Below are 25,696 nucleotides of genomic sequence, written 5' to 3'. Positions count from 1 at the left end.
TGAGAATCAAATTATTTTCATAAATGAAAAGCATTCTCAATCATATGACACCGCTACGTTGTAGGGCATTATGCCTTATATCAACAAACTAAGCTATAGATGCTCAGGCATTATGTTGGGGTAAAAATACCTGATTTTTTTGGTCAGAATTAATCACAAGCTGTTTAAAATTATTTTATTATTGAATGTCTTATAAGAAAAAAGAGGCGAAAATCGCCTCTCTATTATTTTGAAATATCAATGACTTTGGTTTTTGCGAGGCGATCATGTAAGCTGTTGTTTCCTTTGTAAAAAAACAAAACTAGATCGGCGATAAAGATCAGCGCTAAGACGGGTAAAATACTGATGAATTGCGATATGACTAAAAATAAAAATGAACGAATAAAGAAGCCACGTAACTGTCCAGGAAGTTGGTTGGTTTCTACGTCAACAATTTGAAGTTTGAACAGCTTTTTACCGATACTTTGTCCTGATTTTGTAATTAGTAGATTTTGAATGAAAAGTAACACAAGCGTATAGGCTAATAATGCAAGAGGTACCCAGGTTGGCATACTGTCTTTTAGCATTTCTGCAAGACGTATTTGGTTTTCAACTGAAAAATCTGTACTTTGTTGTATTGCTTCAGTGGGTATGAATAGCATGGTCACGATGATTTGAGGCAAAATTAATAAAGCCAAATCAATCATTTTTGCTGAAATACGTTTACCTACCGATGCCGGTGCAATTACTTTGCTATTTTCTTTCTTAAGGTCAACTTTTTTAATTTCATCTTGATGGTGCCATGTGGCATGTGTGTTTTCTGTTTTTAAGGTCACATCATTCAAAGGTTCATAAACAAGTTTACCTTGTGTTATTTCACCTAATGCTTTCCATTCAGTCATACCTTGATGCCAAGCTAAATCGGTAAGTAACACTTGTTGGCTTGCAAGCATTTGATTTAATTGCTCAACGGTATATGGACCAGCCTGTTGATTATTTCTCGCCAAGTAAATTTGCATAAAACTAAAATCTCAATCTAAAAAAAGATGGGTAAAAAAAAGACCCATGCATGGGTCTTTTTTAGCACGTTTTATTACACTTGTTTAGTCTTTTCTTCTGCTAAGAAGAACCAAGTTTCTAAAACTGAGTCTGGATTTAATGAAACAGACTCAATTCCTTGTTCCATTAGCCATTGTGCTAGATCTGGATGATCAGAAGGACCTTGACCACAGATACCTACATATTTACCTGCTTTACGACAAGCATGAATGGCCATAGAAAGCAAAGCTTTCACTGCCGGATCACGTTCGTCAAACAAGTGTGAAACGATACCAGAATCGCGATCTAGACCGAGCGTTAACTGAGTTAAGTCGTTAGAGCCGATAGAGAAACCATCAAAATGTTCAAGGAATTGTTCAGCCAACAATGCGTTGGTTGGTAATTCACACATCATGATGACTTTAAGTCCGTTCTCACCACGTTTAAGCCCATTTTGTGCCAATAGCTCAATAACACGTTTCGCTTCAGCAACAGTACGTACGAAAGGAATCATGATTTGAATATTGGTTAAGCCCATCTCATCACGTGCTTTTTTCAAGGCACGGCATTCAAGCTCGAAACAGTCACGGAAGTTATCAGAGACGTAGCGACTTGCACCACGGAAGCCCAGCATTGGATTTTCTTCTTCTGGCTCGTACAATTTACCGCCAATTAAGTTCGCATATTCATTTGACTTGAAGTCAGACATACGAACAATTACTGGTTTGTCAGCAAAGGCAGAAGCCAGTGTAGAAATACCTTCAACCAATTTCTCTACATAGAATTCGATTGGAGACGAGTAGCCCGCAGTACGTGCCATAACAGCAGCACGCGTTTCACGTGGTAAACTATCAATGTTTAACAATGCTTTAGGATGCACACCAATCATACGATTGATGATGAATTCTAAACGTGCAAGGCCAATCCCTTCATTTGGAATTTGAGCAAAGTCAAATGCACGGTCAGGATTACCGACGTTCATCATAATTTTGAACGGAAGTTTAGGCATTGATTCAATTGAGTTACGTTGAATTTCAAAATCCAAAGCACCTTCATAAATAAAGCCAGTATCACCTTCAGCACATGAAACTGTTACTTCCTGACCATCCACTAACACTTCTGTGGCATTACCGCAACCGACAATTGCTGGAACACCAAGTTCACGTGCAATGATTGCAGCATGGCAAGTACGACCACCACGATTGGTGATAATCGCAGCAGCACGTTTCATCACAGGTTCCCAATCTGGATCTGTCATGTCAGAGACAAGCACATCACCGTCTTGAACTTTATCCATTTCTTTAATTGAAGAAACAATACGAACACGACCTGAACCGATACGTTGACCAATCGAACGGCCTTCACAAACCACAGTCCCTTTTTGCTTTAACAGGTAACGTTCCATGGTGCCGACATTTTCACGGCTTTTTACAGTTTCAGGGCGTGCTTGAACGATATAAAGTTGTTCATCATCACCGTCTTTTGCCCACTCGATATCCATTGGAGAACCGTAATGTTCTTCAATAATTAACGCTTGTTTAGCCAGTTCTTGCAGTTCTAAATCATTTAAAGCAAATTGTTGACGATCTTGTTTTTCAACATCAATCACAACAACAGATTTACTAGTAGAACCTTCTTCACCATAAATCATTTTTTGGTGTTTAGAACCAAGGTTACGACGAATAACAGAGTGCTTGCCGTCACGAAGTAATGGTTTTGAAATGTAGAATTCATCAGGGTTAACCGCACCCTGAACCACCATTTCACCCAAGCCATAAGATGCCGTAATAAAGACTACATCACGGAAGCCTGACTCTGTATCGAGTGTAAACATAACACCCGCAGCGCCTGTTTCAGAGCGCACCATGCGTTGAATACCCGCAGAAAGGGCAACTACATCATGGTCAAAGTTTTGATGTACACGGTAAGCAATTGCACGATCGTTATAGAGTGACGCGAAAACTTCTTTAATTGCGATTAATACGTTATCAATACCACGGATGTTCAAGAAGGTTTCTTGTTGGCCGGCAAATGAAGCATCAGGTAAATCTTCAGCGGTTGCAGACGAACGGACTGCAACGGCAACATCTGGATTGCCTTTAGACAGTTCAGCGAAAGCATCGCGAACTTCTTTTTCAAACTCAGCTGTAAGTGGGGTATCGATAATCCATTGACGGATTTTTGCACCTGTTTCAGCCAGTGCTTTTACATCATCAACGTTCAGTTGTTTTAATTCAGCAGAGATTTTAGCATTTAAACCACTTTGCTCTAGGAATTCACGATACGCAGCAGCAGTCGTTGCAAATCCACCAGGAACAGATACACCAGCATTTGCTAGATGACTGATCATTTCTCCAAGCGAAGAGTTTTTGCCACCCACGATCTCAACGTCGTGTTTCCCTAGTTTTTCCAGACCGATTACGCGTGCTTCCAAAGTTGTTACTCCACTTTTGCAGTATTAATCACTATCTTGGGATGAAATTATAACAAAAAACTTAGCATTTTGATCTAACTAAGTGATAGTCATGTAAGATGGGTTTACTATAAGGATTATACAGCGCTAAGACAAACGTTTGAGGAGAATTTTAATGTCAGAAAGTAACCAAATAAAGCGTAGCGTATTTTTTATTTCGGATGGCACTGCAATTACGGCCGAAACCCTTGGGCATTCATTACTTGCACAGTTTCCGCATGTTAAGTTCGATATCCATATTATTCCTTATATTACCTCAGAAGAAGCCGCAATGAATGTGGTCGAAGAAATCAACCAAAGAGCTGAAAAAGATGGGCAACCACCTTTGGTTTTCGATACCTTGGTGGATCCTTATGCGCGGGATATTATTAATACTGCAAATGCAATTAATCTTGATGTATTTGAAGGGCTTATAAGTAAATTATCAGATGTGTTGGGTACAGCACCTACAACTTTAGTCGGACAGACACATGCAGTGACGGATTCTGAGTCCTATAAAGCACGGATTGATGCAGTACATTTTGCATTAGATAATGATGATGGCGCACGTACTCGTCATTATGATAAAGCTGATTTAATTTTAATTGGCGTATCGCGCTCAGGTAAAACGCCGACCTCTATTTATTTGTCATTACAGTTCGGTATTCGTGTTGCGAATTACCCTTTAACTGAAGAAGATTTAGATGACAATCGTTTACCTAAGGTATTGAAAGAGCATAAAAATAAGTTGTTTGGTTTGATGATTGATGCCGAACGTTTAGTGGCAATACGGACTGAGCGAAAGGCAAATAGTCGTTATGCAAGTTTTAGTCAATGTCAGATGGAACTCCGTGCTGTTGAGGGAATTTATATTTCTGAGGGGATTAAATATTTGAATGTTTCGGAAATGTCGATTGAAGAAATTTCAACCCGCGTTTTACAAATGACAGGTCTAAAACGTCGGATTGGTTAAGTATCAAATAAAATCTTGTATGGTTTGAGCTGAATTATTATTTGGCTCTCTTTTATCCTTTAAATTTTGTAGCATTATTATATGAATAATCCATTAAAAATAAAATTATTTATGCTCTTATTCTGCATTAGTTCAATGGGCTATGCTGAAAGTCTGGCAAATTTTGAACAAAAAACAATTAATCATTATTATCAAGCAACTTGTGCAGATCGCGCAGAGTGTGATCAATATAATGAAGATGTTAGTCATACTATTATAGAAAAACTTAAAAAAGATCCTACAAGTTATACTTATGCCTTTAAAGCACTCACAGATAAAAATTTACTTAAAATTTTATATAGCCCAGATAAAAAATTGAAATTCTATAACTTTGATGTGTCTAGTGGTGGAACCATGCGTGAGTTTACGACCTATGTACAATATAAACAGGGCAATCGAATTAAAACACAAGCAGTAGAAAATGCTGGGTATATAAAACGCATTCAGCAAACGGAATTGCATCAACAACCGTTGTATTTGATTTCTAAGACTTATATTGGTAGTAGTTGTGAGGGAGCTTATGCGCTTCAGGCTACACAGTTGATTAATGGTCATTATCAACCAGTCAAAGCCTTTATAGCGAAAACTAAAACATTAGACGCGATTACAATCAGTTATGACTGCCACTATTTCCCAGACACAAATGATTATTCAGAGATGGATAAAACTTTTATACGGACAGCAAAAGATTTAAAAAACATTGATGTTTTAGTGATTCAGCCCTCTGGCCACCTCACTCAAAATTATCTTCGCTATCAAAAGACAAAAAATGGTTATCAATATATAGCTGTAGTGAAGTAGAGCGCACATAAAAAGAGGCTTAAAGCCTCTTTTTTTATTTTGAGAATTGATCAATAGGTGGTAATAATCACATCAACTGTATGTTCAATTTCATCCATAGTTTGAATCGCAGTTTCAGTGATTTTCATAATAGGCCAAGTAATTAAATGACAGTGCTCACGTTGCAGAGCTGAATAGTAACTATCGGATTTTAGAAATACTTTATGTTCAGCGGCTGAGTTCGGCATGAGTTGCCGTTTTAACCATTGATCATGGATTTGTGAGTCCAAATAGCGGATGGCCAATAATGATTTTACCCGATTGTTAAATAAACGACGGTTTTTAATAATTAAGGGATGTGAAACTAATCGATGAATGCCTTTTTCTGTATGCGGTAAAACAAAATGTGGAGTGGTTTGAAAAACTTTTATGGATTTTGCCTTTAGTGAGATGGCATCCAAATGCATAACTGTTTGTTGGCTTGCACCCACAATAGCAATTGTTAATGCTGTAAAATCAGTGAGTTTAATATCCTCAGCAGATATTAATTTTCCAGTAAATTTTTTAAAAAACTCTGGAGCATTGTGAAAAAACCCATCCTGTTGGCTATTTTTCTTGGTGACCATATTCATATCCTTTTTTTATTTTATTGTGTTACAGCAAATTCTGACGTTTATTGATATATCCAAGATAGAATCTAAGGTAAAGATATTTATAGAATCTGTTCAGTCATTTTACCGTTGTATCTGTTGGAATATGTGAGCAGCAACCACCTAAGCTAGGGTTGAAAATACATAATATTGAGACTAATGATAGCCTATGATCCAACATCAAGATCATTGAGTGATAAGTAAAGTTTTTGATTTGGACGGATGGTGAGTTAAAACGGATCATCCTGAGTTGTAATCTCTTGATTAATAAATCTCATCGGTTTTTGTGAAATGGTGGATATGTTCTATATTTTTTTACATATTTAAGACCACGTGTATTTTTTTGTATGGCAACCGTACTGAAAAGCTAATTAGAAAAACCATGCTGTAACAACTGTCTTTCCTGTAATAAAGGCAGAGGTAAGGTATAAATGTTCGATGGGTTTTATAGAATCTATTGTGTAGACCTGATTTAGGATGGAAACTCCTTTTTAATATTCAAAGTGACATTATGCTTTAGATCCCCTAAAAAAGAATGACTCTATAAAATAGAGTCATTCTTTTTACAAAAGAGTAGGCTTGGAATTAAGCTGTGTGCTTAATATCCATTAATAAACTAAAGTTTTCGAGTCGTTGTTGAGTGTCATAAATATCACAAGTGAAAATAAATTCATCTACTTGATATTTTTCTAATAAACCTTCTAAACCTTGTTTTACTGTTTCAGGTGAACCAATCTGTGCCATTGCAAGGAAATTTTGTACTGCAATTTTTTCTGATGTTGACCAACGTCCCTCCATGCTATCAACCGGTGCTTTAAGCTTAAGGCTTTGCCCAGTGAGTAAGCTTTGAATGCGTTGATAAACACTGGTTGCGAGATATTCTGCCTGTGCATCTGTGGCAGCCACTACAGTTGGGACACCCATAGAAACATAAGGTTGTGCTAAATATTCAGAGGGTTCAAAATTTTCACGATAAAGTTGTATGGCTTGACCTAACATTCGTGGGGCAAAATGTGAGGCAAATGAGTAGGGTAGCCCTAATTTTGCTGCAAGTTGTGCGCTAAATAAGCTTGAGCCTAATAGCCAAACGGGTACGTGAGTGCCTTGACCTGGCGTTGCCGTAATTCTTTGGTTGGGTTGGGCATCTGCAAAATAATGTAGAATTTCCATTACATCTTGTGGGAATTGCTCTTCAGTTTCCTGACGGCCTCGTCTTAAGGCACGCATAGTAACTTGATCTGTACCAGGTGCGCGGCCTAAGCCCAGTTCAACCCGATTAGGATAGAGTGTGGCTAAAGTTCCAAATTGTTCTGCAACGACCAAGGGTGCATGATTGGGTAGCATAATACCACCTGAACCAACACGAATTTTTTGGGTATTTGCTAGAATATAGCCAAGTAAAACTGCGGTTGCAGAACTGGCAATCCCATCCATATTGTGATGTTCGGCTAGCCATAAACGTTCATAACCTAATTTTTCGGCATGTTGAGCCAGTTCCAAAGCATGTTTAAGTGAAAATTCAACGCTTTGATCATCTCGAACTGGAGCAAGTTCAAGAATTGAAAACTTTGTATCTTTTAATTTGAGCATGTTATTTTTGACCTAAGGGTTTAAACGTTATATCGAAATAATACGATATAAATCTTATTTTGTATATCGGGTAATTACGATATATTGTTGGACTTTCTTATTATTGGATATGAAAAAAGCACCAGAAGGTGCTTTTTGTATAATTTAATTTTAGTCGTTCCAACGATGTTTTTTATAATGACCTGAATGACGCCCATTGTCATGACGGTATTCTCGGTCATTATATCGATAACGATTGTTACGGTAGTCGTTACCATAACGATATCTGTCATCATAGCGATCGTTATATCGATCATCAGAACGACGATCATCACTGACTTTACGACCTAAAGCTGAGCCACCAGCTGCGCCTAAACCTGCACCGACATAGCCGCCAGTGGTCCCACCTACATTTTTACCAACAGTGTAGCCGCCGACACCGCCAAGAGCACCACCAATTGCAGCACCAGTTCGGTCATTACGATTACTGGAAGCGGCTGCGCCACCTGCACCACCAAGCGCAGAACCAATCATAGCACCTGTTGAACCTCCCATTTTTTGACCAACAGCAGCACCAACTACGCCACCTAAAGCAGAAGTAAGAGCAACACGGGTTCCATTGCCTGCGTGTGCTGTTGTCATCATTGTTGCTGCGATGATGGTTGCGGTCATTATTGCTTGTAATTTCATGTTCAAACTTCCTGTCGAAGCTGCTGTAACTGGTTTATCTTGTTGCTAAATTTACTTAAAAATTACGATTTGATTATGAATAGCAATGTAGTAAAGAAGCATACATTGGTTAATAGATTGTAAGTTAGCTCAATTATTTCTTCATATTTTTCTATGTGTTGCTTAAATTTTTAGCAGGTTGTACTTCATCATCGATGTTGTAGCAAGACGAGATTTTTTTAAAAAAGCAAAATGGAAATTTAAAAAATAGTTGAATGATAATCTTTAAAATTTTTTAATAGTTTGATGTAATAAATTGAGCGCTTATAAAACGATAAAAGCACCAAACGGTGCTTTTATATTATGAATAAATTAATGATGACGATGTTTTCTGTAGTATTTTTTATTGTATTTACGATTGTCGTAACGACGATCTTCAGATACTTTTTTACCGAGAACTGAACCACCTGCAGCACCCGCAGCAGCACCAATATAACCACCCGTTGAGCCACCTAGGTTTTTACCTACAGCATAACCACCAACACCACCTAAACCACCACCAATTGCAGCGCCAGTACGGTTGCGTCTATCAGCTGATACAGCAGCACCACCTGCACCACCGACAGCAGAACCAATCATCGCACCTGTATTACCACCCAATTGCTTGCCAATCGCTGTACCTGCAACACTACCTAATGCTGAAGTTGCTGCAATTCGAGTTGAGTTGTCAGCATGTGCACTTACGGTAAACATTGAAGTTACTGCAAGGGCAGTACTTAATAACATGGCATTAAATTTCATCTGTTGCTCCATGTCCTTATTTGGACAGCTCTATCTCTATTTGATGTGGCAAATGTAACAAAAATATTTCAAAACAATATGGAGATGAATCTGCATAATTGGCGTATTTAGTATCTAAATGTATATGTTCTATTAAAATAGGAGTTAAAACCATCAAATCACTCTTAAATAAGAACACAATGTGAATTACAGAGTTTAATTGTGGTCAGAATGCTAAATGGGGGAGCTGTGTTTCAATTGGTTAAATCACAAGTGTTTGATAAAGATATGTCAATTAAAAGTCAGAATCGGTAAACTAGACCCAATTATTGTGTTTGCTTATCTTGTTAAATTTTTATAGATACATTTATCTAAAATTTTAAAGATAAGGCTGAGATTGAGAATTTATTTAAAATGAAAGAATCGTTACGTTTACGATTAGATCAACTTTGTGATCGACATGAAGAGTTAACTGCATTATTGGCTGATATTGAAGTGATATCGGACAATAAGCGGTTTCGTAATTTGTCACGTGAGCATAATGATTTAACTGAAATTACAGATGTTTGGAAAAAATACAAACAAGCTGAAGAGAATATTGAAACTGCTGGGGCAATGTTGTCAGATCCTGATTTTAAGGAAATGGCACAGGAAGAGATTAAAGAAAGTAAAGCCCTCATTGAGCAGCTCGAAGCGGATTTAAATATCTTAATGATTCCGAAAGATCCAAATGATGCAAACTCTGCCTATTTGGAAATTCGTGCTGGAACAGGTGGTGATGAAGCTGCGATTTTCTCAGGTGATTTATACCGCATGTATAGTAAGTATGCTGAAAGTCAAGGTTGGCGTATTGAAGTACTTTCTGAAAATGAAGGTGAGCATGGTGGCTATAAAGAGGTTATTTGCCTGATTAATGGTGATGGTGTTTATGGTCGTTTGAAATTTGAAAGTGGCGCGCATCGTGTACAACGTGTGCCTGCAACAGAATCTCAAGGACGTGTTCATACTTCAGCTTGTACGGTAGCTATTTTACCTGAAGTAGATGTTGATACTTCAGTGGAAATCAATTCCTCAGAATTACGTATTGATACTTACCGTGCTTCGGGTGCGGGTGGTCAGCATATTAATAAAACTGATTCGGCTGTACGTATTACCCATTTACCGACAGGGACTGTGGTTGAGTGTCAGGATGAACGTTCGCAGCATAAGAATAAAGCCAAAGCGATGGCATTATTGGTGTCACGCTTAGAAAATGCTAAACGTGCCGCAGCAGATGCCGCAACCTCTGAAATGCGCCGTGACTTAGTTGGCTCAGGAGATCGTTCAGAACGGATCCGAACTTATAACTATCCACAGGGTCGTATGACTGATCATCGTATTAACTTAACGCTGTATAAGTTAGATGCGGTGATGGAAGGTGATTTGACCGAGTTGTTGGACAGCTTACATCGTGAATATCAAGCAGATCAATTAGCAATGCTTGCACAGCAGAATGGTGGTTAATGAATATTGCACAGGCTTTAGCCTTACGTGGTGAAGCAGAAAGCTACGAACGCCAAGAAAATGCATGGTTGCTTGAGTATATTACTAAAATTGATTCATTTGATTTGGTGATGAAAAAAGCACAAGAACTGACAGCAGAGCAAGAGCAATCTTATGTTGCTGGTTTGGCACGTATTGCCGCAGGTGAACCTTTGGCTTATGTCACGGGCTCACAACCCTTTTGGACATTGGATTTAAAAGTTACCCAAGATACTTTAGTCCCACGACCAGATACTGAGGTTTTAGTTGAAACTGTTCTACATTTAGAACTACCTGAAGATGCACGAGTTGTCGATTTAGGTACAGGTACAGGCGCTATTGCCTTGTCTCTCGCTAGTGAGCGGGCGAATTGGGCTGTGTCTGCAACTGATATCTATGAGCCGACCTTAGAAGTTGCTGTATTTAATGCTGAAAAACATGACTTACCCCAAGTGAAATTTTTCTTGGGGAATTGGTTTAAAGCATTGAGTCGCCAATATTTTGATGTGATTGTTTCAAATCCACCTTATATTGATGCGGATGATGAGCATATGCCAAACTTGGCCTCTGAACCTGAACGCGCATTAGTGGCGCAAAAACAGGGCTTATCTGATATTGAACATATTGTTCAGCAAGGTAAAAAATGGTTGGCGGCAGAAGGTTGGATTGTACTCGAACATGGTTATGATCAAGCCGATGCAGTACAGAAAATTTTTAAAGATGCTGGATTCCGTCAAGTTCGTACTGTTAAAGATTATGGCGGCAATGACCGCGTGACTTTAGGCCAATGGTTGAATTAGTCGATCTGATATATACTTCATTTTGAACCATAAAAAACAACTCAATTGAGTCGTTTTTTATGGTTGTCAGCGTTACATTGGATAATCTTGTAGGCTATCTGCAACTTCAACGTGTTTAAGTGCATCTGATTCTAGCGCCAAACATAGTGCAACAATTTTAGCGGTATCTACTAGATTATCTTTTTTAAGCGATGATCCTATTTGAATCGCTTGAATTTGATTTGTTGGGATATCAAGTGCTTGAGCAACCGTAATTGCATCATTTTTGGAAAAGAAATCTGAAATTGCATGCTTCAGTTTAATATCTGAGGCATTCATAATACCCGTCATTAATTCATCGCTTGGTTCAGTTTGGGTAGTGAGAGAGTTCAGAAAGTTTTGTACAAGATTTTGTTCAAATACATCAATCATCTTTGGCATGTCATGACCTATCATTTAAGGTAAAGCAGGGAAATAGCAGGAGGGAGTACAGCTAGAATAAGCATAAAACATGCTTTTAAATTGAGTAAAAAATAACCTATTTAGCTAAATAAAGCAAATGGATTAAGCTGGTTGAAATACTATGGAATGATTTCTTTGTGACCAAAATATATAGATCTATTTAATAATCAACAAAATGTGATTTCGTATCTTTATGTGACTGTTCAGTCTATTTATCCTGTAACTGTCGATATGCGCCTGGACTGACTCCAGTCCATTTTTTAAATGCCCGATGAAATGCACTGGGATCATGAAAATTGAGTTCATCACTAATATGATGCAGTGATTTTTTAGTTTTGGTCAGTTGCTCGATAGCAGTGTCACGACGGATATCATTTTTAAGTTGTTGATAGCTCATCCCTTCAGATTTTAAACGCCGTTGAATGGTGGCTTCTGACATGTTTAATTGCATTGCCAAGGTATGTAATTCTAACCATTCGGAAGGATGGACTTGCATTAGCTGTTTGCGAATAATAGCGCTTAGGGCATTCGGGTTTTTAAAACGTATCAACAAATTATGTGGAGTATTTTTGATAAATTGATACCACGATTTTTGATCTTGCTTAATCGGATACTTTAAATAATTAGCATCAAACTGCATGTAGTTTTCATCGGCATGGTATTGGATATCATCACAAAAGCGAATTTTGTAATCTTGATCATCTGGTGGTGGATTGCACTTGAGTTGAATCCGTTTGAGTGAGACACGCTGCCCAATCAGCCAGCACATTAAGCCATGAATTAGCATTAAATAAGTGGCATAACTGAACATACGCTTGGTGGGCTGGCGATCGTAAATTATGATATAGGCATAGTTTTCTTCTACTAAGAGTTTGCTTTCAAAATCATCTAAAACTAGATTTAAAAACTGCAAAATTTGGGTTACGGCATCGCCCAGAGTATCCGCATGTCTGGCCATTTTAGATAATAGTTGATAACTTCCACGTCGCATGGGATGCGAATCCATAGCGAAGAATTCATCATTCATTGCATCTGCTAGTACAATCCATAATTGTGCATAGGCACTCACAGATACACGAGTTTTAGTTGAAGACATTAGCTCAAGTGCAATCCCTGCTTTTTGTAAAAGCTGTTGCGTATTTAAACCTTTATCATGTGCAGATATTAAGGCTTCATGCACAAGGCTAATGGAAATCGTATCCTTGCTATAGTGTAGTTGTTGCTGATCCACTGCATATTCCATTATTTTCGTGAGGCTGAATTGTCCAAATACATCATATAGGATGCAACTTTTGGAAATTGTACTCAAGCTTGACTGTGTTTAATCTGCATCTTAAGTCGAGTTGTCATTAAATAAAAAATAGGGAAACAACATGAATATTACTGGAAAAGTATTTGTCGTAACGGGTGGTGCATCTGGTTTGGGTGCAGCTACAGCTACTTATTTAGTGGACAAAGGTGCAAAAGTAATTATGGTTGATATGAACCAAGCACTTGGACAAGAAATGCAAAGTCAACTTGGTGATAATGCTAAATTTGTAGCACTTGACGTGACTGATGAAATTAGTGTTCAGCAGTTTTTTAAAGATGTAGAACAAGAATATGGACAGCTCAATGGTTTAATTAACTGTGCTGGTATTGGCCCATCGGCAAAAGTATTGGGGAAAAATGGGATTCATGCATTAGATGCATTCCAAAAAGTATTAAATATTAATGTAACGGGAACATTTAATATGTTGCGGTTTGCAGCAGACTTAATGTCTCGATATGAATTAAAAGCAGGTGAAGAGGAGCGTGGTGTGATTGTTAATACCGCTTCAGTAGCCGCTTTTGATGGTCAGATTGGTCAAACGGCTTATGCTGCTTCAAAAGGTGCTGTAGTTGCAATGACTTTACCCCTAGCGCGTGAGTTAGCAAGAGAGCATATTCGTGTGATGACCATTGCGCCGGGTATTATGGAAACACCAATGCTGAAAGCGTTGCCACAAAATGTTCAAGATGCTTTAGGGCAGATGGTTCCTTTCCCTCCACGTTTGGCCAAGCCAGAAGAGTTTGCACATTTGGTTGGACATATTTGTGAAAATAGTTATTTAAATGGTGAAGTGATTCGTTTAGATGGTGCGATTCGGATGCAACCTAAATAATAAGTTGGGTAAAGGACTTGTTCTAATTTTTTATCTTTTGATCAGAAATGAACAAGGTTTATCTAAGATATTAAATATACGCAGTGAATTTTGATTGCTCTATATTATTACAATATAAATCATTTGGTTACTTTGGTTTTGCTGAAAGTAACCAAACTTCATCGAATAAATTTTCTGCATATCAAATTTTCTTAAAACGTACATACTTTATTCATGTGATTTCTAAGGTTTTCGCATAGGAAATTTCTCACCTAAATATATACGAGAGGGATGCTTAATGATCGTAAAGCTTTTAGGGTGGAATTGTGCAACATCAGGCAGTTGCTTTTCGTTTGGCAGATATGGCAACGCAAATAGAAGCGGCACGTCAATTGCTTTTGCATGCCGCAAGTTTAAAAGATGCAGGATTAACGTGTTTAAAAGAAGCTTCAATGGCGAAATTATTTGCATCTGAAATGGCAGGAAGAGTCTGCTCAGATGCCATTCATATTCATGGCTGCTATGGCTATGTCCCCGATTTTCAGTCGAGCGTATTTATCGTGATGTACGTGTCAGTCAAATTTATGAAGGTGTATTGGATATTCAGCGATTAGTGATTGCAAGGGAAGTCATTAAAGTTTAATTTTAAAACCAACGTTATTAATTCGTCTCTAAAAATAGGATGAATACTGTATTCATCCTATTTTCAAATTTCTAAAACTATTCGAGATCAGCGTTATCGATACCTTAGCCATTTCTAAAACTTGCAAGGTGAATGAGGTCTTTGGAAATTGATATTCAGGTCTATCCGTGATTATCTATACATAGAAATAATCGACACAGTTCAATGATTGAGTTGAGCAATACAATAACAAAACAGAATATAGATGTGCAAAGTGAGGCGCTTTGTTAATAACTACATTAGAATTAGAGATTACCGTTATGAAGACACTAGAACAAGCCTATCAAGAATTTAATTATGACGCATTAATTCATCAACAATTGGCTGGTACACCACAAGCGATTAATGCTTATGTCGAATGTTGTGGACGACATTTAGGTGCAAATAAAATAGCCTTGATTTGGGAAGGTAAAAATGGTGAAGCTGAACAATGGAGTTTTGAACAACTGGCTGATACTTCTGGAAAACTTGCCAACTACTTAACTACAATTGGCTTAAAAGCAGGCGATTGCATCGCGGGTTTATTGCCACGGACTCCCGAATTACTGATTACAATTCTTGCCACATGGCGTATTGGTGCAATTTATCAACCGTTATTCACCGCATTTGAATCTAAAGCGATTGAACATCGCGTAGATACTGCAAAGACACAACTTATCGTGACTAATGAAGAGCAGCGTCTAAAATTGAATGAGGTTCAGCTTCCACATATTTTAACGATTCATAGTGAAAACACGACTGAACACAAAGATGCAGATTTTTGGCAAGTATTGCAAACTGAATCAGCTGATTTTGATCCTGTGATACAAAGTTTTGAAGATGATTTTTTGATGATGTTTACTTCAGGAACAACAGGTTTAGCTAAATCTGTGCCTGTGCCTTTAAAAGCTGTTTTAGCATTTAAAGAATATATGCGCCATGCAGTGGATTTACGTCCTGAAGATTCATTTTGGAATTTAGCAGATCCGGGTTGGGCATATGGTTTGTACTACGGAATTACTGGGCCATTAAGTTTAGGTCATAGTATTATTTTGAATGAAGCTGCATTTAGTGTAGAGAATGCTGTGCAAGTGATTCAAAAATACCAAGTCAATAATTTGACAGGATCTCCGACTGCTTTCCGAATGTTGTTTGGCTTTAAAGAAAAGTTTGATGCCTCGATTAAAGCACATTTACGTGTCGTGAGTAGTGCAGGTGAGCCATTGACCCCTGAAGTTATTCATTGGTTTAATCATGATTTAAATGTCAATATTTATGATCAGTATGGACAAACTGAATTGGGAATGGTGGTGGGTAATCATCATGCATTGCAACATCCCATTAAAATTGGATCGGCAGGCTATGCAAATCCGGGGCATCGTTTTGCGGTATTGAATCAAAATAACGAAGAACTTGAAATAGGGGGCATTGGTACACTTGCTATTGATTTTTCACAATCTGCATTGGCATGGTTTAAAGGCTATGGTGGGAATAATCGTAAATCATTTGTCGGTCATTATTATTTAACGGGTGATACCGTCAAATTAAATGAATTAGGTGGTGTAGATTTTGTTGGACGTGCTGATGATGTCATTACAACGTCAGGCTATCGCGTAGGACCTTTTGATGTTGAAAGTACTTTACTCGAATGTGCCGAAGTACTTGAGTCTGCGGTCGTGGGTAAGCCTGATCCTGAACGAACAGAAATTGTAAAAGCCTTTGTGGTATTAAAACCTCAAGTTCTAGCCACTGCGGAATTAAATACGAAATTAAAGGAGTATGTACGTTCCCGATTATCGAAGCATGCTTATCCAAAAGAAATTGAGTTTGTAGAAATGCTACCTAAGACTTCAAGCGGTAAGATTCAGCGTAATTTACTTAAACAACAAGAAATTGCGAAAATGCTAGAAGTTGAAAAAGTAGGTTGAGTAATTTAAAAAATTGAAATAGTTCTATTCTATGTTTTGCACCTGAAAGAGTGCTTTTATCCAAATGTTGAAAACCGTTTTTAAGACGGTTTTCGTAAAACTTTAATGGGGAAAGGTAAGACCACATTTTAAGCACTCAGCAACAAATAGGTGCTGAGTTTCATATTTGATAAAGTCATGTTTACAAAACAATTGTTTTACAGTTTTGAATATCATTATTAAAACTCCAAACGAAGCAGACATCTCACGATGAAACTCACCGTTTCTCTATCCAATATTAAAAACATCGCGAATCGCTATAGTTGGATATGAGGTGGTGTTATTTAGATTGATATTGAGTGGGGGCAATATTTGCTATGAATTCACTGAATATAATAACCATGATATATAGAATAATAATATTGTCAAATTTCAATAATTTAACTCAATAGTTAAAGCAGTTAATGGTTGGAGTACTCAAAATTATCAGCATTGAATAGTCATCATGTTTATGCTGTTCAAGAGCTTATACCACAAAGATTTTGATATATATTTGATGGCGGGCAATAAAAATGCCAAATTTGAAATAAAGTAATATGTGGATGGATTTACATAAAAATATAAGTTTGGCTGAGAAATAGTGTGATCTATGGATGTGATTAAATTGCAAAACATTCACTGAAGACTTGGTTCATTTAATTTATAATTTATCAACGCATATTTATTCATCTTTTCAGTAGGATAGCTAGTGATGGATTCAATAGAAATAGATTTAGAGCTCACGGAATCTGAATTGCACCTTTATTCACGGCAGATTCTCCTTGATGGCTGGGATTTAGATGCACAAGAAAAACTAAAACTTACGAATGTATTGATTGTGGGCTGCGGGGGTATTGGCTGTACTACCGCAGAATTACTTGCACGCGCAGGAGTGGGAAAAATTACACTCATTGATGCAGACACTATTGAAATGAGTAATTTACAACGTCAAATTGCATATACCGAGCAGGATATTGGATTTTATAAAGCTGAAGTTTTGGCCAAACGTTTGTATCAGATCAATCCGCATATCCGCATAGAAAGCTATACAGCTAAACTAGATGAAAGCAACGCTCAACACCTGATTATATCGCAAGATTTGGTTTTAGATGGTTGTGATAATTTTACGACTCGTTATTTGGTCAATCAAATTTGTACCCAGTTTAATATTCCTTTAATCAGTGCCTCAGCAATTGGTTTTCATGGTCAATTGTTTATGGTTGAAGGCGAGTCAGCTTGTTATGAATGTTTATTTCCAAAAGTAGAGCATGCCAGTGAAAACTGGCGTTGTGCAGATTCAGGTGTACTCGCAACGACGCCAAATGTGATGGCAAGTTTGCAGGCTCATCATGCTTTATTATTTTTAGGTCTCGCCAAAACACCACTTAAGCAAAAGCTGCTGCTATGGGATGGTTTGACGATGCAACAACGTATTTTGGCATTTGAAAAAGAGAGAGATTGCTCAAACTGTCAGGCAAGCCATTCTGCAAATACACATTAATTTGTTACACTCAGACTAATTTAATTCTACTTAGACATTATGAAAAACAATATCTGGTTAGATGGACTGCGCTCAGTTGCCCGAGTTGGGGAAACTGCGGTAATCGCAGCAAGAGCAGGCATTAAATATGCTACTGAAAAACCTAGTAACGCAAAATTGATGCGTGAAACGTTTGAATCATTGGGTTCTACCTATATTAAACTGGGTCAATTTATTGCCAGTACGCCATCGCTATTTCCACGTGAATATGTGGAAGAATTTCAGGGCTGTTTGGATCAAACCCCATCATTACCTTTTAGTTATGTACAAGGTGTTTTAGCATCTGAATTTGCAGGCCGAAATTTAGACGAAATTTTTGCATCAATTGAAGAAAAGCCATTGGCATCTGCGTCTATTGCACAAGTTCACGCTGCCAAATTGGTCAGTGGTGAAGATGTTGTGATTAAAGTGCAAAAGCCAGGTGTAGAAACTATTCTCTATACTGACTTAAATGTACTGCATTGGGCGACTAAAATTTTAGAAAAAGCGGTACCGAAAGTGAAGTTTGCTTCGCTGGCAGATATTGTTGATGAAATTAAAACGCGAATGGTACGTGAAGTCGATTTTATTGAAGAAGCACAAAATATAGATGATTTTGTTAATTATTTGAATGTTACTCAAAATCAAGCTGCAACTGCTCCAAAAGTCTATCATCAATATTCAACTCGCCGTGTACTGACCATGCAACGTCTATATGGCGTACCTTTAACCGATTTTGAAGTCGTGAAAAGGGTTGCAAAAGATCCATCCCAAGTGCTCGTTACAGCAATGAATACTTGGTTTGGTAGTTTAATGATGTGCAAAAGTTTTCATGCTGACTTACATGCAGGTAATCTGATGTTACTTGAGGATGGCCGAATTGGATTCATCGATTTTGGTATTGTCGGTCAATTAAAGCCGGAAGTTTGGACAGCATGTATGGCCTTTATGGATGCATTGCAACGGACGGATTATCCAGCAATGGCAAAAAATATGTTGAATATGGGTATGACCAGTAAACATATTGATACTGATGTTTTAGCAGCCGATTTAGAGCGTTTGTTTAGTGGCGTGTTGATGGCAGACCCACAGCAAATACTCAGTTCGAATCCTGCTGATTTAAACGATATCATGATGGATATGGTGGGTGTAGGTGAACGTCATGGCATCAAATTCCCACGTGATTTTGCCTTGTTATTTAAGCAAATGTTGTACTTTGATCGCTTTATGCGCATTCTTGCACCATATACCGATATTTACGCAGACCAAAGATTACAAATGGTGCAGAATATTGATCCACAGATATTGTTAAAAAATTAATTTTAAATCACTGATCATCTCTCTTTATCTGGAGAGGTGATTGAGTTAGAAATGAATAAAAGGTTTGCTATGGATGCAATTGTTATTGAAGGTCTAAAGGTCGATACGGTGGTTGGCTGTTTCAATTGGGAACGTCAAATTATTCAACCTTTAATGTTAGATATGACTATTTATACTAATTTAGAGCAAGCATCTAATTCAGATGAATTACAAGATACATTAAATTATGCAGAAATTTGTGAAATTTCAGCTAAAGTCATTCAGATAGCAGCTCCGAAATTGATCGAACATGCGGCTAAATTGGTGTTAAGTGCACTTTTTACTACCTTCCCAGCTATAGATTCGATTAAGATCACTATCCGTAAGCCTGCCATTATCGCGCAAGCAAATTCTGTAGGAATTCGTCTTGAACGCCACCGAAACGATATTCGCCCTAGCATTAGCGAGTAATTGCCACCCTAAACAAAATTTCCAGACGGCTATTGCACAAATTTCTACTTTGGGTGATGTGATATTTTCTCATATTTATTTGATCCCTTGTCGGGATGGTGTCGGTACAGACTATTGGAATTCTGCTTGTTTGCTCAAAAGTCATTTGACTGTCAATGAGATAATGACTTTACTGAAGCAAATGGAAGCTGATTCAGGTCGGGTGCGTCCTTCGCATCAAATCACTTTAGATGCCGATTTAATTGCATGGGGATCAGATCTAGCCAAGATGCAATTTAATCCGAAGAAAATCCCTTTAGCATTAGATGTGAAAATTCCAATGCTAGACATCTGGAAAGATCCAAAATTTGGTCACGTGGAACATCAGTTTCCTATTGTAAGTTGTGATGCAAGAGTTGGATAAAGTGAGAAGAATATTTTTAAAATGTGACTAACCCTTATAACTTTAACAACAATCTAAATTATTTTTAGCTGCATTATTAATGCTAGAATATAAAATTTTTCAAATATTTAAAAGTTAGCTAATTAATTAGCAGTGTTTAAGAATATATTTCTAATTTCATCACATTCAATTTTTGCAAAGAAGTATACAGTCAGCTCATCTTTAAAAATTAAAGGTATTTAATATTGAATACCTAGATCCAGAACTAGACATCTTGAATTGACTAAGGTTATAAAAGAGATATTGCGTTATTAGTTTTTTGTCATTTGAGCGTGCTTTTTCGCAATTTCTGCATGTTGTTGTTGGTATTTCTTTTTAGTCTCAGCATCACTTTTCGCTGCAAAAAAGGCCATGACAATAATAAAAACAGGAACTAAAAGTCCTAATCCCATGAGCAACCATGGTAAGGGTTTTTTCTCAGTAACTTTTGGGTTCATGCTAGTCTTTCCAAAATTACATAATTTATTTCGATTGCAGCATTATAGCAAGATTATGATTAATCACCAAAATGATCGGGGAAGATAACAGTGCTAAGTCGATTCTATAAAATTTACTGATAATAATAAGTCCACTAAGAAGTGGACTTATTATGTTATTTGTAATCACAAAAATATTAAAATCAATCAAATAAAATAACTGGTTTTGGTCATTAACTTAGAAATAGCTGTCATGGTAATTTTAACTGGAATGGGTAGGTCGACACCCCCAGCATTTAAAGCGGTATCACGATGATGTAATTCATCTTCATTCATTTGAACCAAGATTTTACGTGAACGTTCATCTTGTGCAGGTAACTGACTAATGTGGTGTTGCAGATGCATACTGACTTGGCGTTCAGTTTCGGCTACAAAGCCTAAACTATATTTGTCACCTGCAAGTCCAGCAATTGCACCCATACCAAAAGACAGTCCATACCAAACAGGGTTGAATAAACTGGTATGACTATCCAATTCTTTTAAACGATCTTCACACCATGCTAGATGGTCTTGCTCCTCAATTGCGGCAAATTCCATTTCACGACGCACATTGGGGAGTTTCGCTGTTAAAGCTTGACCATGATAAAGCGCTTGAGCACAAACTTCACCACTATGATTAACACGCATTAAGCCCGCAACATGACGTGCTTCACTCACACCTAATTTAGTTTCTACATCATTTGAAGGGTTTGCTCTTTGTGCAGAAGTCACACCGGGAACCAGGCTTCTTAAGGCTTGATCAAATGAGTTGATCAGTTTGTCTATGCCAGTGTATTGACGCATTTTAGTCCTCCAAAAAAATAGGGGTAGAGGCTGCCAACGGTTGAAGTCGTAGGAGTAGCCAGATACTGAAAATTGCACTGAAGATTGCAGTAATACAGAACAGTATTTTAATATCAATCTTGAATATACTTAGGATGATTATAGAGAAAACTGCAGAACAGACCATGAAAATAGCATTAAAAATATTATTGGCTGCCACGACACGGGCACGGTGCGATTTCGGTGCATAAGCTTGCATCATCGCATAAAGTGGTACGATATAAAAACCACCACTAATTCCCAATAGGGTTATAGCAAGCATCACGTGATAATAGGCTATTCCGAGATTAAACATCTCACTGATGCCAATGAGGTCACCAGTGCGCATCGGAATAAAGGCTAAACTGGCAGCTAAATAAAGTGCAAAAACAGTTAATCCAATTGCGCCAATCGGAACCATTTTGATATTCACCGCCGCGCCACCAATTTTTCGGCAGAGTAATGATCCAACCCCAATGCCGACCGAAAAAAAGGTCAGTAATAAACTCACGACATTTTCATTGGCATGTAAGTTTTGCTGTGTCAGTTGTGGAATTTGCGTGAGATACGTTGCCCCATAAAACCAATACCACGAGTTCCCTAATAATATTAAAAAAATAAGCGGTAAACTTTTTGCGTATTGAATCGTTTCAGAACTGGTACGGAAAAAATTCCAATCAATGACTAAGTCTAAATTTGTGGTTGGTTGCTTTAAAATAAAACGACTACAGATATAGCCAATCACAGCAATCAGGGTTACGGTTAAACTAATCCAAATTAAATTGCCTTGTGAGCTTGAGATAACCGCGCCGCCTAAAATCATCCCAATTAAGATGGCTATAGAGGTTCCCGACTGGAATAAAGCATTGCCAGACATCAGCTCATTCGGTTTTAAAATATCGGGCAAAATTGCGTATTTAATTGGGCCAAAGAAAGTACTGTGAGTCCCCATTAGAAAGAGCGCGAATAACAGAATCCACAAATTACCCAATAAAAATCCAACTGAAGCAATCAGCATGATGATTATTTCTAATATTTTAATATTTCGGACTAAAAATGAACGTTCATATTTATCTGCAATCTGTCCTGCGGTCGCAGAGAAAATAAAATAAGGTAAAATAAATAAGAGTGCAGCAAGGTTGTTTAGAGTACTGATATGAGCCGATTGTTGCTGAATCCAGCCATAAGTAATGACCAGTAACAAGGATTGTTTAAAGACATTATCATTTAAGGCCCCAAAAAATTGGGTGAGGAACATCGGTAAAAAACGACGTGTACCTAATATATGCTCATTTTTTTCCATTGTTGAATGTCTTCACTAAGTTTTATTAAGAAATGTGACGAATTGTTAACTGTATCGCAAAATCATGTATGATGTTTTTAGCCAAAAAAAATGTGAAAAAACACGTTATTTAGATGTAATGTAGCACTTTAGATAGCAATTTTTTACATCAATTAAATAATGAGATTTTAGAGCTTGGTATGCCAGCAAAAATTAAATTTAAAAAATCCATGCTTGCTCATTGTTTGCAGAGCATGTTGAACACGAATGATATCAATAAATTGTTGTGTGCAAGTATTTTTTTAAGCGTATTTGCTACACCTTCTGCTTTTGCAGAACAAAGTACTCTGCCTTCTAGTATCGCAGGGCCGATCCAAAGTACGTCGAATTTATCCGATCAAATTGTCGCGGATGCTGTTTCCAAGGTTACCCAAAAACAGCAGCTAGATAATTTAAATCAACAAGATTTGTCGCATGAGCAACTGGCTGGCTTAGAGAAAAATAATAAAAGTATTCAGCAGCAGAATTCTTTTGATAGTGCAGTGATGTTACAACAACAAGAAAAAAATCCAAGTGAAATTCCAGATTTTAAACCCATTCAATTTGATGATTTAGCGAGTTCATCGATCACACCTGTGGACTCATCTTTAGTCAATGAGATTTACCAAGAGGCTGAAGCCGCTAAGAATGAAGCGATCAAGTTCAGAAATAATGTCGCGATTACTCCAGAAAAAACAGTTACAGATGCGACTTATCAAGAACTCACGGAAATTAGTCAAGCACCTGTAAATGTCGATCAGTTGATGAATAGTATTAAAGCTGATAGTCGGATTGTGGTTGAAGCCAATGAATCTGGCAAGACGCTTGCTGACTCTGTATTCGAGCCAGCCAATCAAGATAAAGTCGAATCCAATTTCTTTAAACGCTTATTACATAAAGTACGTCCACCACAAGATAATCTGGTGGCAGTACCCCGTATTAGTGCCGTTGTAGAAGGGGCCCCAGGGCCTTTGGCCAATAATATTAAGGCGCAACTATCAAGCTTTAGCACAGAATCGTTCTCAGATTTTAATTCAGCAGTCCCTCAGTTACGTACGCTCACCAATCAAGCTGCACATGCAGTGGGCTACTACAATGCACAGTTTAAATTTGAAAAGTTGACTCCTGAAAAAGTCAAAGTCAGTGTTACACCCAATGATCCAGTCATTGTTCAAGAGCAAAATATTGAATTTACGGGTGCTGGAAAAAACTTAGCGCAATTTCAAGTGATTCGTGTACTGCCTGAGTTAGATGTTGGAGATATTTTAAATCAAGGTTTATATGAAAAGACCAAAACAAAAATAGCAGATGCTGCGACAAATAATGGATTTTTTGATAGTTACTGGCGTTTGCATGATGTCAAAATTGAACAGCCACAGAATAAAGCTTTTATAAATTTAAAATATGAAACTGGTGAACGTTATAAGTTGGGTGAAGTCGAATTTAAAATGAGTGATCCGACTAAGCCATTACCAATTGATTTAAAAATATTAAAAACATTGGTCACTTGGGAAGATGGGGCGGATTATACGGCTTGGCGTGTGAATGGTTTAGCCAATAACTTAACCAACTCACGTTATTTTAATTATACGTTAGTTGATGCCGTAAAACCCGATCCTATTCAAAAGCCCTTGGAGCTACCACCTGATGTACAAAAGTTGGTTGATCAACAAAAAATAGATGAAGCCGCATTTTCTAATCAAACTGAAGTGAAAAAAACCATAGATTCAGCTCAAGAAGTGACCCAGAACGTTGTGGATGAAAAACAATTTGCAGGAACTAATCCGGCTGAAAGTAATCCAAACCTACGTCAAATGAGTGTGCAGCAACAAAGCAAAGAATCTGAAGAGGATTTATTAAAAGACCAAGCTCGTGCCGATAAAAAAATTCCAGTAATTGTGACTTTAAATGCAGATCAATTAAATAATTTAGAAGCGGGTATTGGTTATGGTACGGATACAGGGGTGCGTTTGCGCAGCCAATATCGACGTGCCATTGTTAACCATCTGGGGCATTCGTTTGATGCTAATATGGAGTTGTCACAAATCCGTCAATCCTTTGATGGTCGCTATAATATTCCTTATACACATCCATTGAATGATTATATTAGTGTTGTTGGTGGTTATGAGCGTGAAGAACGAGATGCTGTCGGCAATGACTTAAGTCTAGTGATTGAATCAGCAGTTGCAGGTGTAGATCGGATCATTAAAGGTTCACGTAAAGAGTGGCAGCATATTATTGGTGTCCGCTATCGTCTAGATCGTATTACTCAGCAAGGAATTACGGATATCAGCAATATTCCAGATGCGTTTTTAATACCTGGAGCACAACCACAACAACAATCATTATTACTCGGTTATGAAACCACAAAAACCAGCAGTGATAATCGTTTGAATCCAACTCGTGGATTTAAACAAAGTTATAAAGTTCAACTTGGCAGTGAGTCGCTATTGTCGGATACTAATATGGCGATCGCCAATGCCAGTTGGAATGCTTTGTATTCATTTGGGGAAAACAATGATTATCAGTTTGTTGTCGGTGCTGACCTAGGTTATATTTTTACCAAAGATTTTGAAAAAGTACCTTACAACTTAAGGTTTTTTGCAGGTGGTGATCAGAGTTTGCGTGGGTTTGATTATAAGAGTTTATCGCCAGTTGAATATGGTTATAAAGTGGGTGGACAGGCTTTAGCTGTTGGCTCTTTGGAATATAACTATCAATTTAAAGAAGGCTGGCGCGCGGCAGTATTTACAGATTTTGGTAATGCTTATGATGAGAAGTTTAAAAATGGTACAGAATATAGTCTAGGTTTAGGGGTTCGTTGGAAGTCTCCGATTGGCTCAATTCGTTTGGATGTTGCAGCTGGAATTTCAGATCCAGCACATCCTATTAGACTGCACTTTTTCATTGGTCCACAACTTTAATACTTAAAAACAAATAGAGAGC

General features: G+C 37.6%; 23 protein-coding genes. 12 read left to right on the top strand and 11 right to left on the bottom strand.

Annotated features, from left to right (window positions below):
* Nucleotides 1-224: 224 nt before the first annotated feature.
* Both B9T27_RS07250 and ppsA read right to left on the bottom strand, forming a co-directional pair.
* On the bottom strand, nucleotides 225-998 hold the full coding sequence (locus tag B9T27_RS07250; RefSeq protein ID WP_086206177.1) for an RDD family protein: 774 nt from the start codon (nucleotides 996-998) through the stop codon (nucleotides 225-227).
* Between the two features lie 74 nt (nucleotides 999-1,072).
* The gene (ppsA, locus tag B9T27_RS07245) at nucleotides 1,073-3,451 is read right to left on the bottom strand and encodes a phosphoenolpyruvate synthase (RefSeq protein ID WP_086206176.1); all 2,379 of its coding nucleotides are present in this window, start codon (nucleotides 3,449-3,451) and stop codon (nucleotides 1,073-1,075) included.
* A gap of 154 nt (nucleotides 3,452-3,605) precedes the next feature.
* Between ppsA and B9T27_RS07240 the strand changes: the two genes are divergently transcribed.
* Both B9T27_RS07240 and B9T27_RS07235 read left to right on the top strand, forming a co-directional pair.
* Complete coding sequence (locus B9T27_RS07240) at nucleotides 3,606-4,442, top strand: pyruvate, water dikinase regulatory protein (RefSeq protein WP_086206175.1); 837 nt, start codon at nucleotides 3,606-3,608, stop codon at nucleotides 4,440-4,442.
* A gap of 81 nt (nucleotides 4,443-4,523) precedes the next feature.
* Nucleotides 4,524-5,282, top strand: coding sequence for a hypothetical protein (locus B9T27_RS07235; RefSeq protein WP_086206174.1), 759 nt, complete (start codon nucleotides 4,524-4,526; stop codon nucleotides 5,280-5,282).
* Between the two features lie 50 nt (nucleotides 5,283-5,332).
* Here B9T27_RS07235 and B9T27_RS07230 read toward each other — a convergent pair whose 3' ends face one another.
* From B9T27_RS07230 to B9T27_RS07215, 4 genes are all read right to left on the bottom strand, one after another.
* On the bottom strand, nucleotides 5,333-5,887 hold the full coding sequence (locus B9T27_RS07230; protein ID WP_086206173.1) for a flavoprotein: 555 nt from the start codon (nucleotides 5,885-5,887) through the stop codon (nucleotides 5,333-5,335).
* A 609-nt stretch (nucleotides 5,888-6,496) separates the two neighbouring features.
* Nucleotides 6,497-7,501: an LLM class flavin-dependent oxidoreductase gene (locus B9T27_RS07225; protein WP_086206172.1), complete on the bottom strand. Its 1,005-nt coding sequence runs from the start codon at nucleotides 7,499-7,501 to the stop codon at nucleotides 6,497-6,499.
* A 150-nt stretch (nucleotides 7,502-7,651) separates the two neighbouring features.
* Entirely contained in the window at nucleotides 7,652-8,170 is a 519-nt protein-coding gene (locus B9T27_RS07220; RefSeq protein WP_086206171.1) for a hypothetical protein, read from the bottom strand.
* Between the two features lie 351 nt (nucleotides 8,171-8,521).
* A complete protein-coding gene (locus B9T27_RS07215) occupies nucleotides 8,522-8,950 on the bottom strand; it encodes a hypothetical protein (RefSeq protein ID WP_086206170.1) in 429 nt (142 codons plus the stop codon).
* Between the two features lie 393 nt (nucleotides 8,951-9,343).
* On the opposite strand from B9T27_RS07215, the gene prfA reads away from it, so the two are divergent.
* Both prfA and prmC read left to right on the top strand, forming a co-directional pair.
* Nucleotides 9,344-10,432 carry a peptide chain release factor 1 gene (gene prfA / locus B9T27_RS07210; RefSeq protein WP_086206169.1) on the top strand — a complete coding sequence of 363 codons (1,089 nt, stop codon included), beginning with the start codon at nucleotides 9,344-9,346 and terminating at the stop codon, nucleotides 10,430-10,432.
* Nucleotides 10,432-11,250 carry a peptide chain release factor N(5)-glutamine methyltransferase gene (gene prmC, locus B9T27_RS07205; protein ID WP_086206168.1) on the top strand — a complete coding sequence of 273 codons (819 nt, stop codon included), beginning with the start codon at nucleotides 10,432-10,434 and terminating at the stop codon, nucleotides 11,248-11,250. Before prfA ends, prmC begins: the two co-directional genes overlap by 1 nt.
* 72 nt (nucleotides 11,251-11,322) lie before the next feature.
* Here the strand turns inward: prmC and B9T27_RS07200 are convergent, their stop codons facing one another.
* On the bottom strand, nucleotides 11,323-11,670 hold the full coding sequence (locus B9T27_RS07200; RefSeq protein WP_086206167.1) for a hypothetical protein: 348 nt from the start codon (nucleotides 11,668-11,670) through the stop codon (nucleotides 11,323-11,325).
* A gap of 229 nt (nucleotides 11,671-11,899) precedes the next feature.
* Nucleotides 11,900-12,934: an AraC family transcriptional regulator gene (locus tag B9T27_RS07195; RefSeq protein WP_086206166.1), complete on the bottom strand. Its 1,035-nt coding sequence runs from the start codon at nucleotides 12,932-12,934 to the stop codon at nucleotides 11,900-11,902.
* 130 nt (nucleotides 12,935-13,064) lie between these two features.
* Between B9T27_RS07195 and B9T27_RS07190 the strand changes: the two genes are divergently transcribed.
* The 7 genes from B9T27_RS07190 (at nucleotide 13,065) to B9T27_RS07160 (ending at nucleotide 20,113) form a co-directional block, all read left to right on the top strand.
* Nucleotides 13,065-13,835, top strand: coding sequence for a 3-hydroxyacyl-CoA dehydrogenase (locus B9T27_RS07190; RefSeq protein ID WP_086206165.1), 771 nt, complete (start codon nucleotides 13,065-13,067; stop codon nucleotides 13,833-13,835).
* A gap of 305 nt (nucleotides 13,836-14,140) precedes the next feature.
* Entirely contained in the window at nucleotides 14,141-14,428 is a 288-nt protein-coding gene (locus B9T27_RS07185) for an acyl-CoA dehydrogenase family protein (RefSeq protein WP_416224391.1), read from the top strand.
* Nucleotides 14,429-14,756: 328 nt separating this feature from the next.
* Complete coding sequence (locus B9T27_RS07180) at nucleotides 14,757-16,403, top strand: AMP-binding protein (RefSeq protein WP_086206164.1); 1,647 nt, start codon at nucleotides 14,757-14,759, stop codon at nucleotides 16,401-16,403.
* 730 nt (nucleotides 16,404-17,133) lie between these two features.
* Nucleotides 17,134-17,922 carry a HesA/MoeB/ThiF family protein gene (locus tag B9T27_RS07175; RefSeq protein WP_086206163.1) on the top strand — a complete coding sequence of 263 codons (789 nt, stop codon included), beginning with the start codon at nucleotides 17,134-17,136 and terminating at the stop codon, nucleotides 17,920-17,922.
* 39 nt (nucleotides 17,923-17,961) lie between these two features.
* A complete protein-coding gene (locus B9T27_RS07170; protein WP_086206162.1) occupies nucleotides 17,962-19,260 on the top strand; it encodes an ABC1 kinase family protein in 1,299 nt (432 codons plus the stop codon).
* Between the two features lie 69 nt (nucleotides 19,261-19,329).
* Nucleotides 19,330-19,710 (top strand): dihydroneopterin aldolase, encoded by a 381-nt coding sequence (folB, locus tag B9T27_RS07165; protein WP_086206161.1) that lies wholly within the window; start codon nucleotides 19,330-19,332, stop codon nucleotides 19,708-19,710.
* Nucleotides 19,667-20,113, top strand: coding sequence for a 2-amino-4-hydroxy-6-hydroxymethyldihydropteridine diphosphokinase (locus tag B9T27_RS07160; RefSeq protein ID WP_086206160.1), 447 nt, complete (start codon nucleotides 19,667-19,669; stop codon nucleotides 20,111-20,113). The genes folB and B9T27_RS07160 overlap by 44 nt, the downstream gene beginning before the upstream one ends.
* Nucleotides 20,114-20,403: 290 nt before the next feature.
* On the opposite strand, the gene B9T27_RS07155 is transcribed toward B9T27_RS07160, so the two are convergent.
* From B9T27_RS07155 to B9T27_RS07145, 3 genes are all read right to left on the bottom strand, one after another.
* Entirely contained in the window at nucleotides 20,404-20,589 is a 186-nt protein-coding gene (locus B9T27_RS07155; protein ID WP_086206159.1) for a hypothetical protein, read from the bottom strand.
* Nucleotides 20,590-20,775: 186 nt separating this feature from the next.
* The gene (gene coq7 / locus B9T27_RS07150) at nucleotides 20,776-21,411 is read right to left on the bottom strand and encodes a 2-polyprenyl-3-methyl-6-methoxy-1,4-benzoquinone monooxygenase (protein ID WP_086206158.1); all 636 of its coding nucleotides are present in this window, start codon (nucleotides 21,409-21,411) and stop codon (nucleotides 20,776-20,778) included.
* Nucleotide 21,412: 1 nt separating this feature from the next.
* Nucleotides 21,413-22,732, bottom strand: a complete 1,320-nt coding sequence (locus tag B9T27_RS07145; RefSeq protein WP_086206157.1) for an MFS transporter — start codon at nucleotides 22,730-22,732, stop codon at nucleotides 21,413-21,415.
* Between the two features lie 179 nt (nucleotides 22,733-22,911).
* Here B9T27_RS07145 and B9T27_RS07140 point away from each other — a divergent pair, with 179 nt between their 5' ends.
* Nucleotides 22,912-25,674, top strand: coding sequence for an autotransporter assembly complex protein TamA (locus B9T27_RS07140; protein ID WP_086206156.1), 2,763 nt, complete (start codon nucleotides 22,912-22,914; stop codon nucleotides 25,672-25,674).
* Nucleotides 25,675-25,696 lie beyond the last annotated feature (22 nt).

Origin of the sequence: Acinetobacter sp. ANC 4648, assembly GCF_002135345.1 — a bacterium.
GTDB lineage: Bacteria > Pseudomonadota > Gammaproteobacteria > Pseudomonadales > Moraxellaceae > Acinetobacter.
The sequence above is the reverse complement of the archived record's forward strand: the minus strand, read 5'-3'. Positions and strand labels throughout refer to the sequence as shown.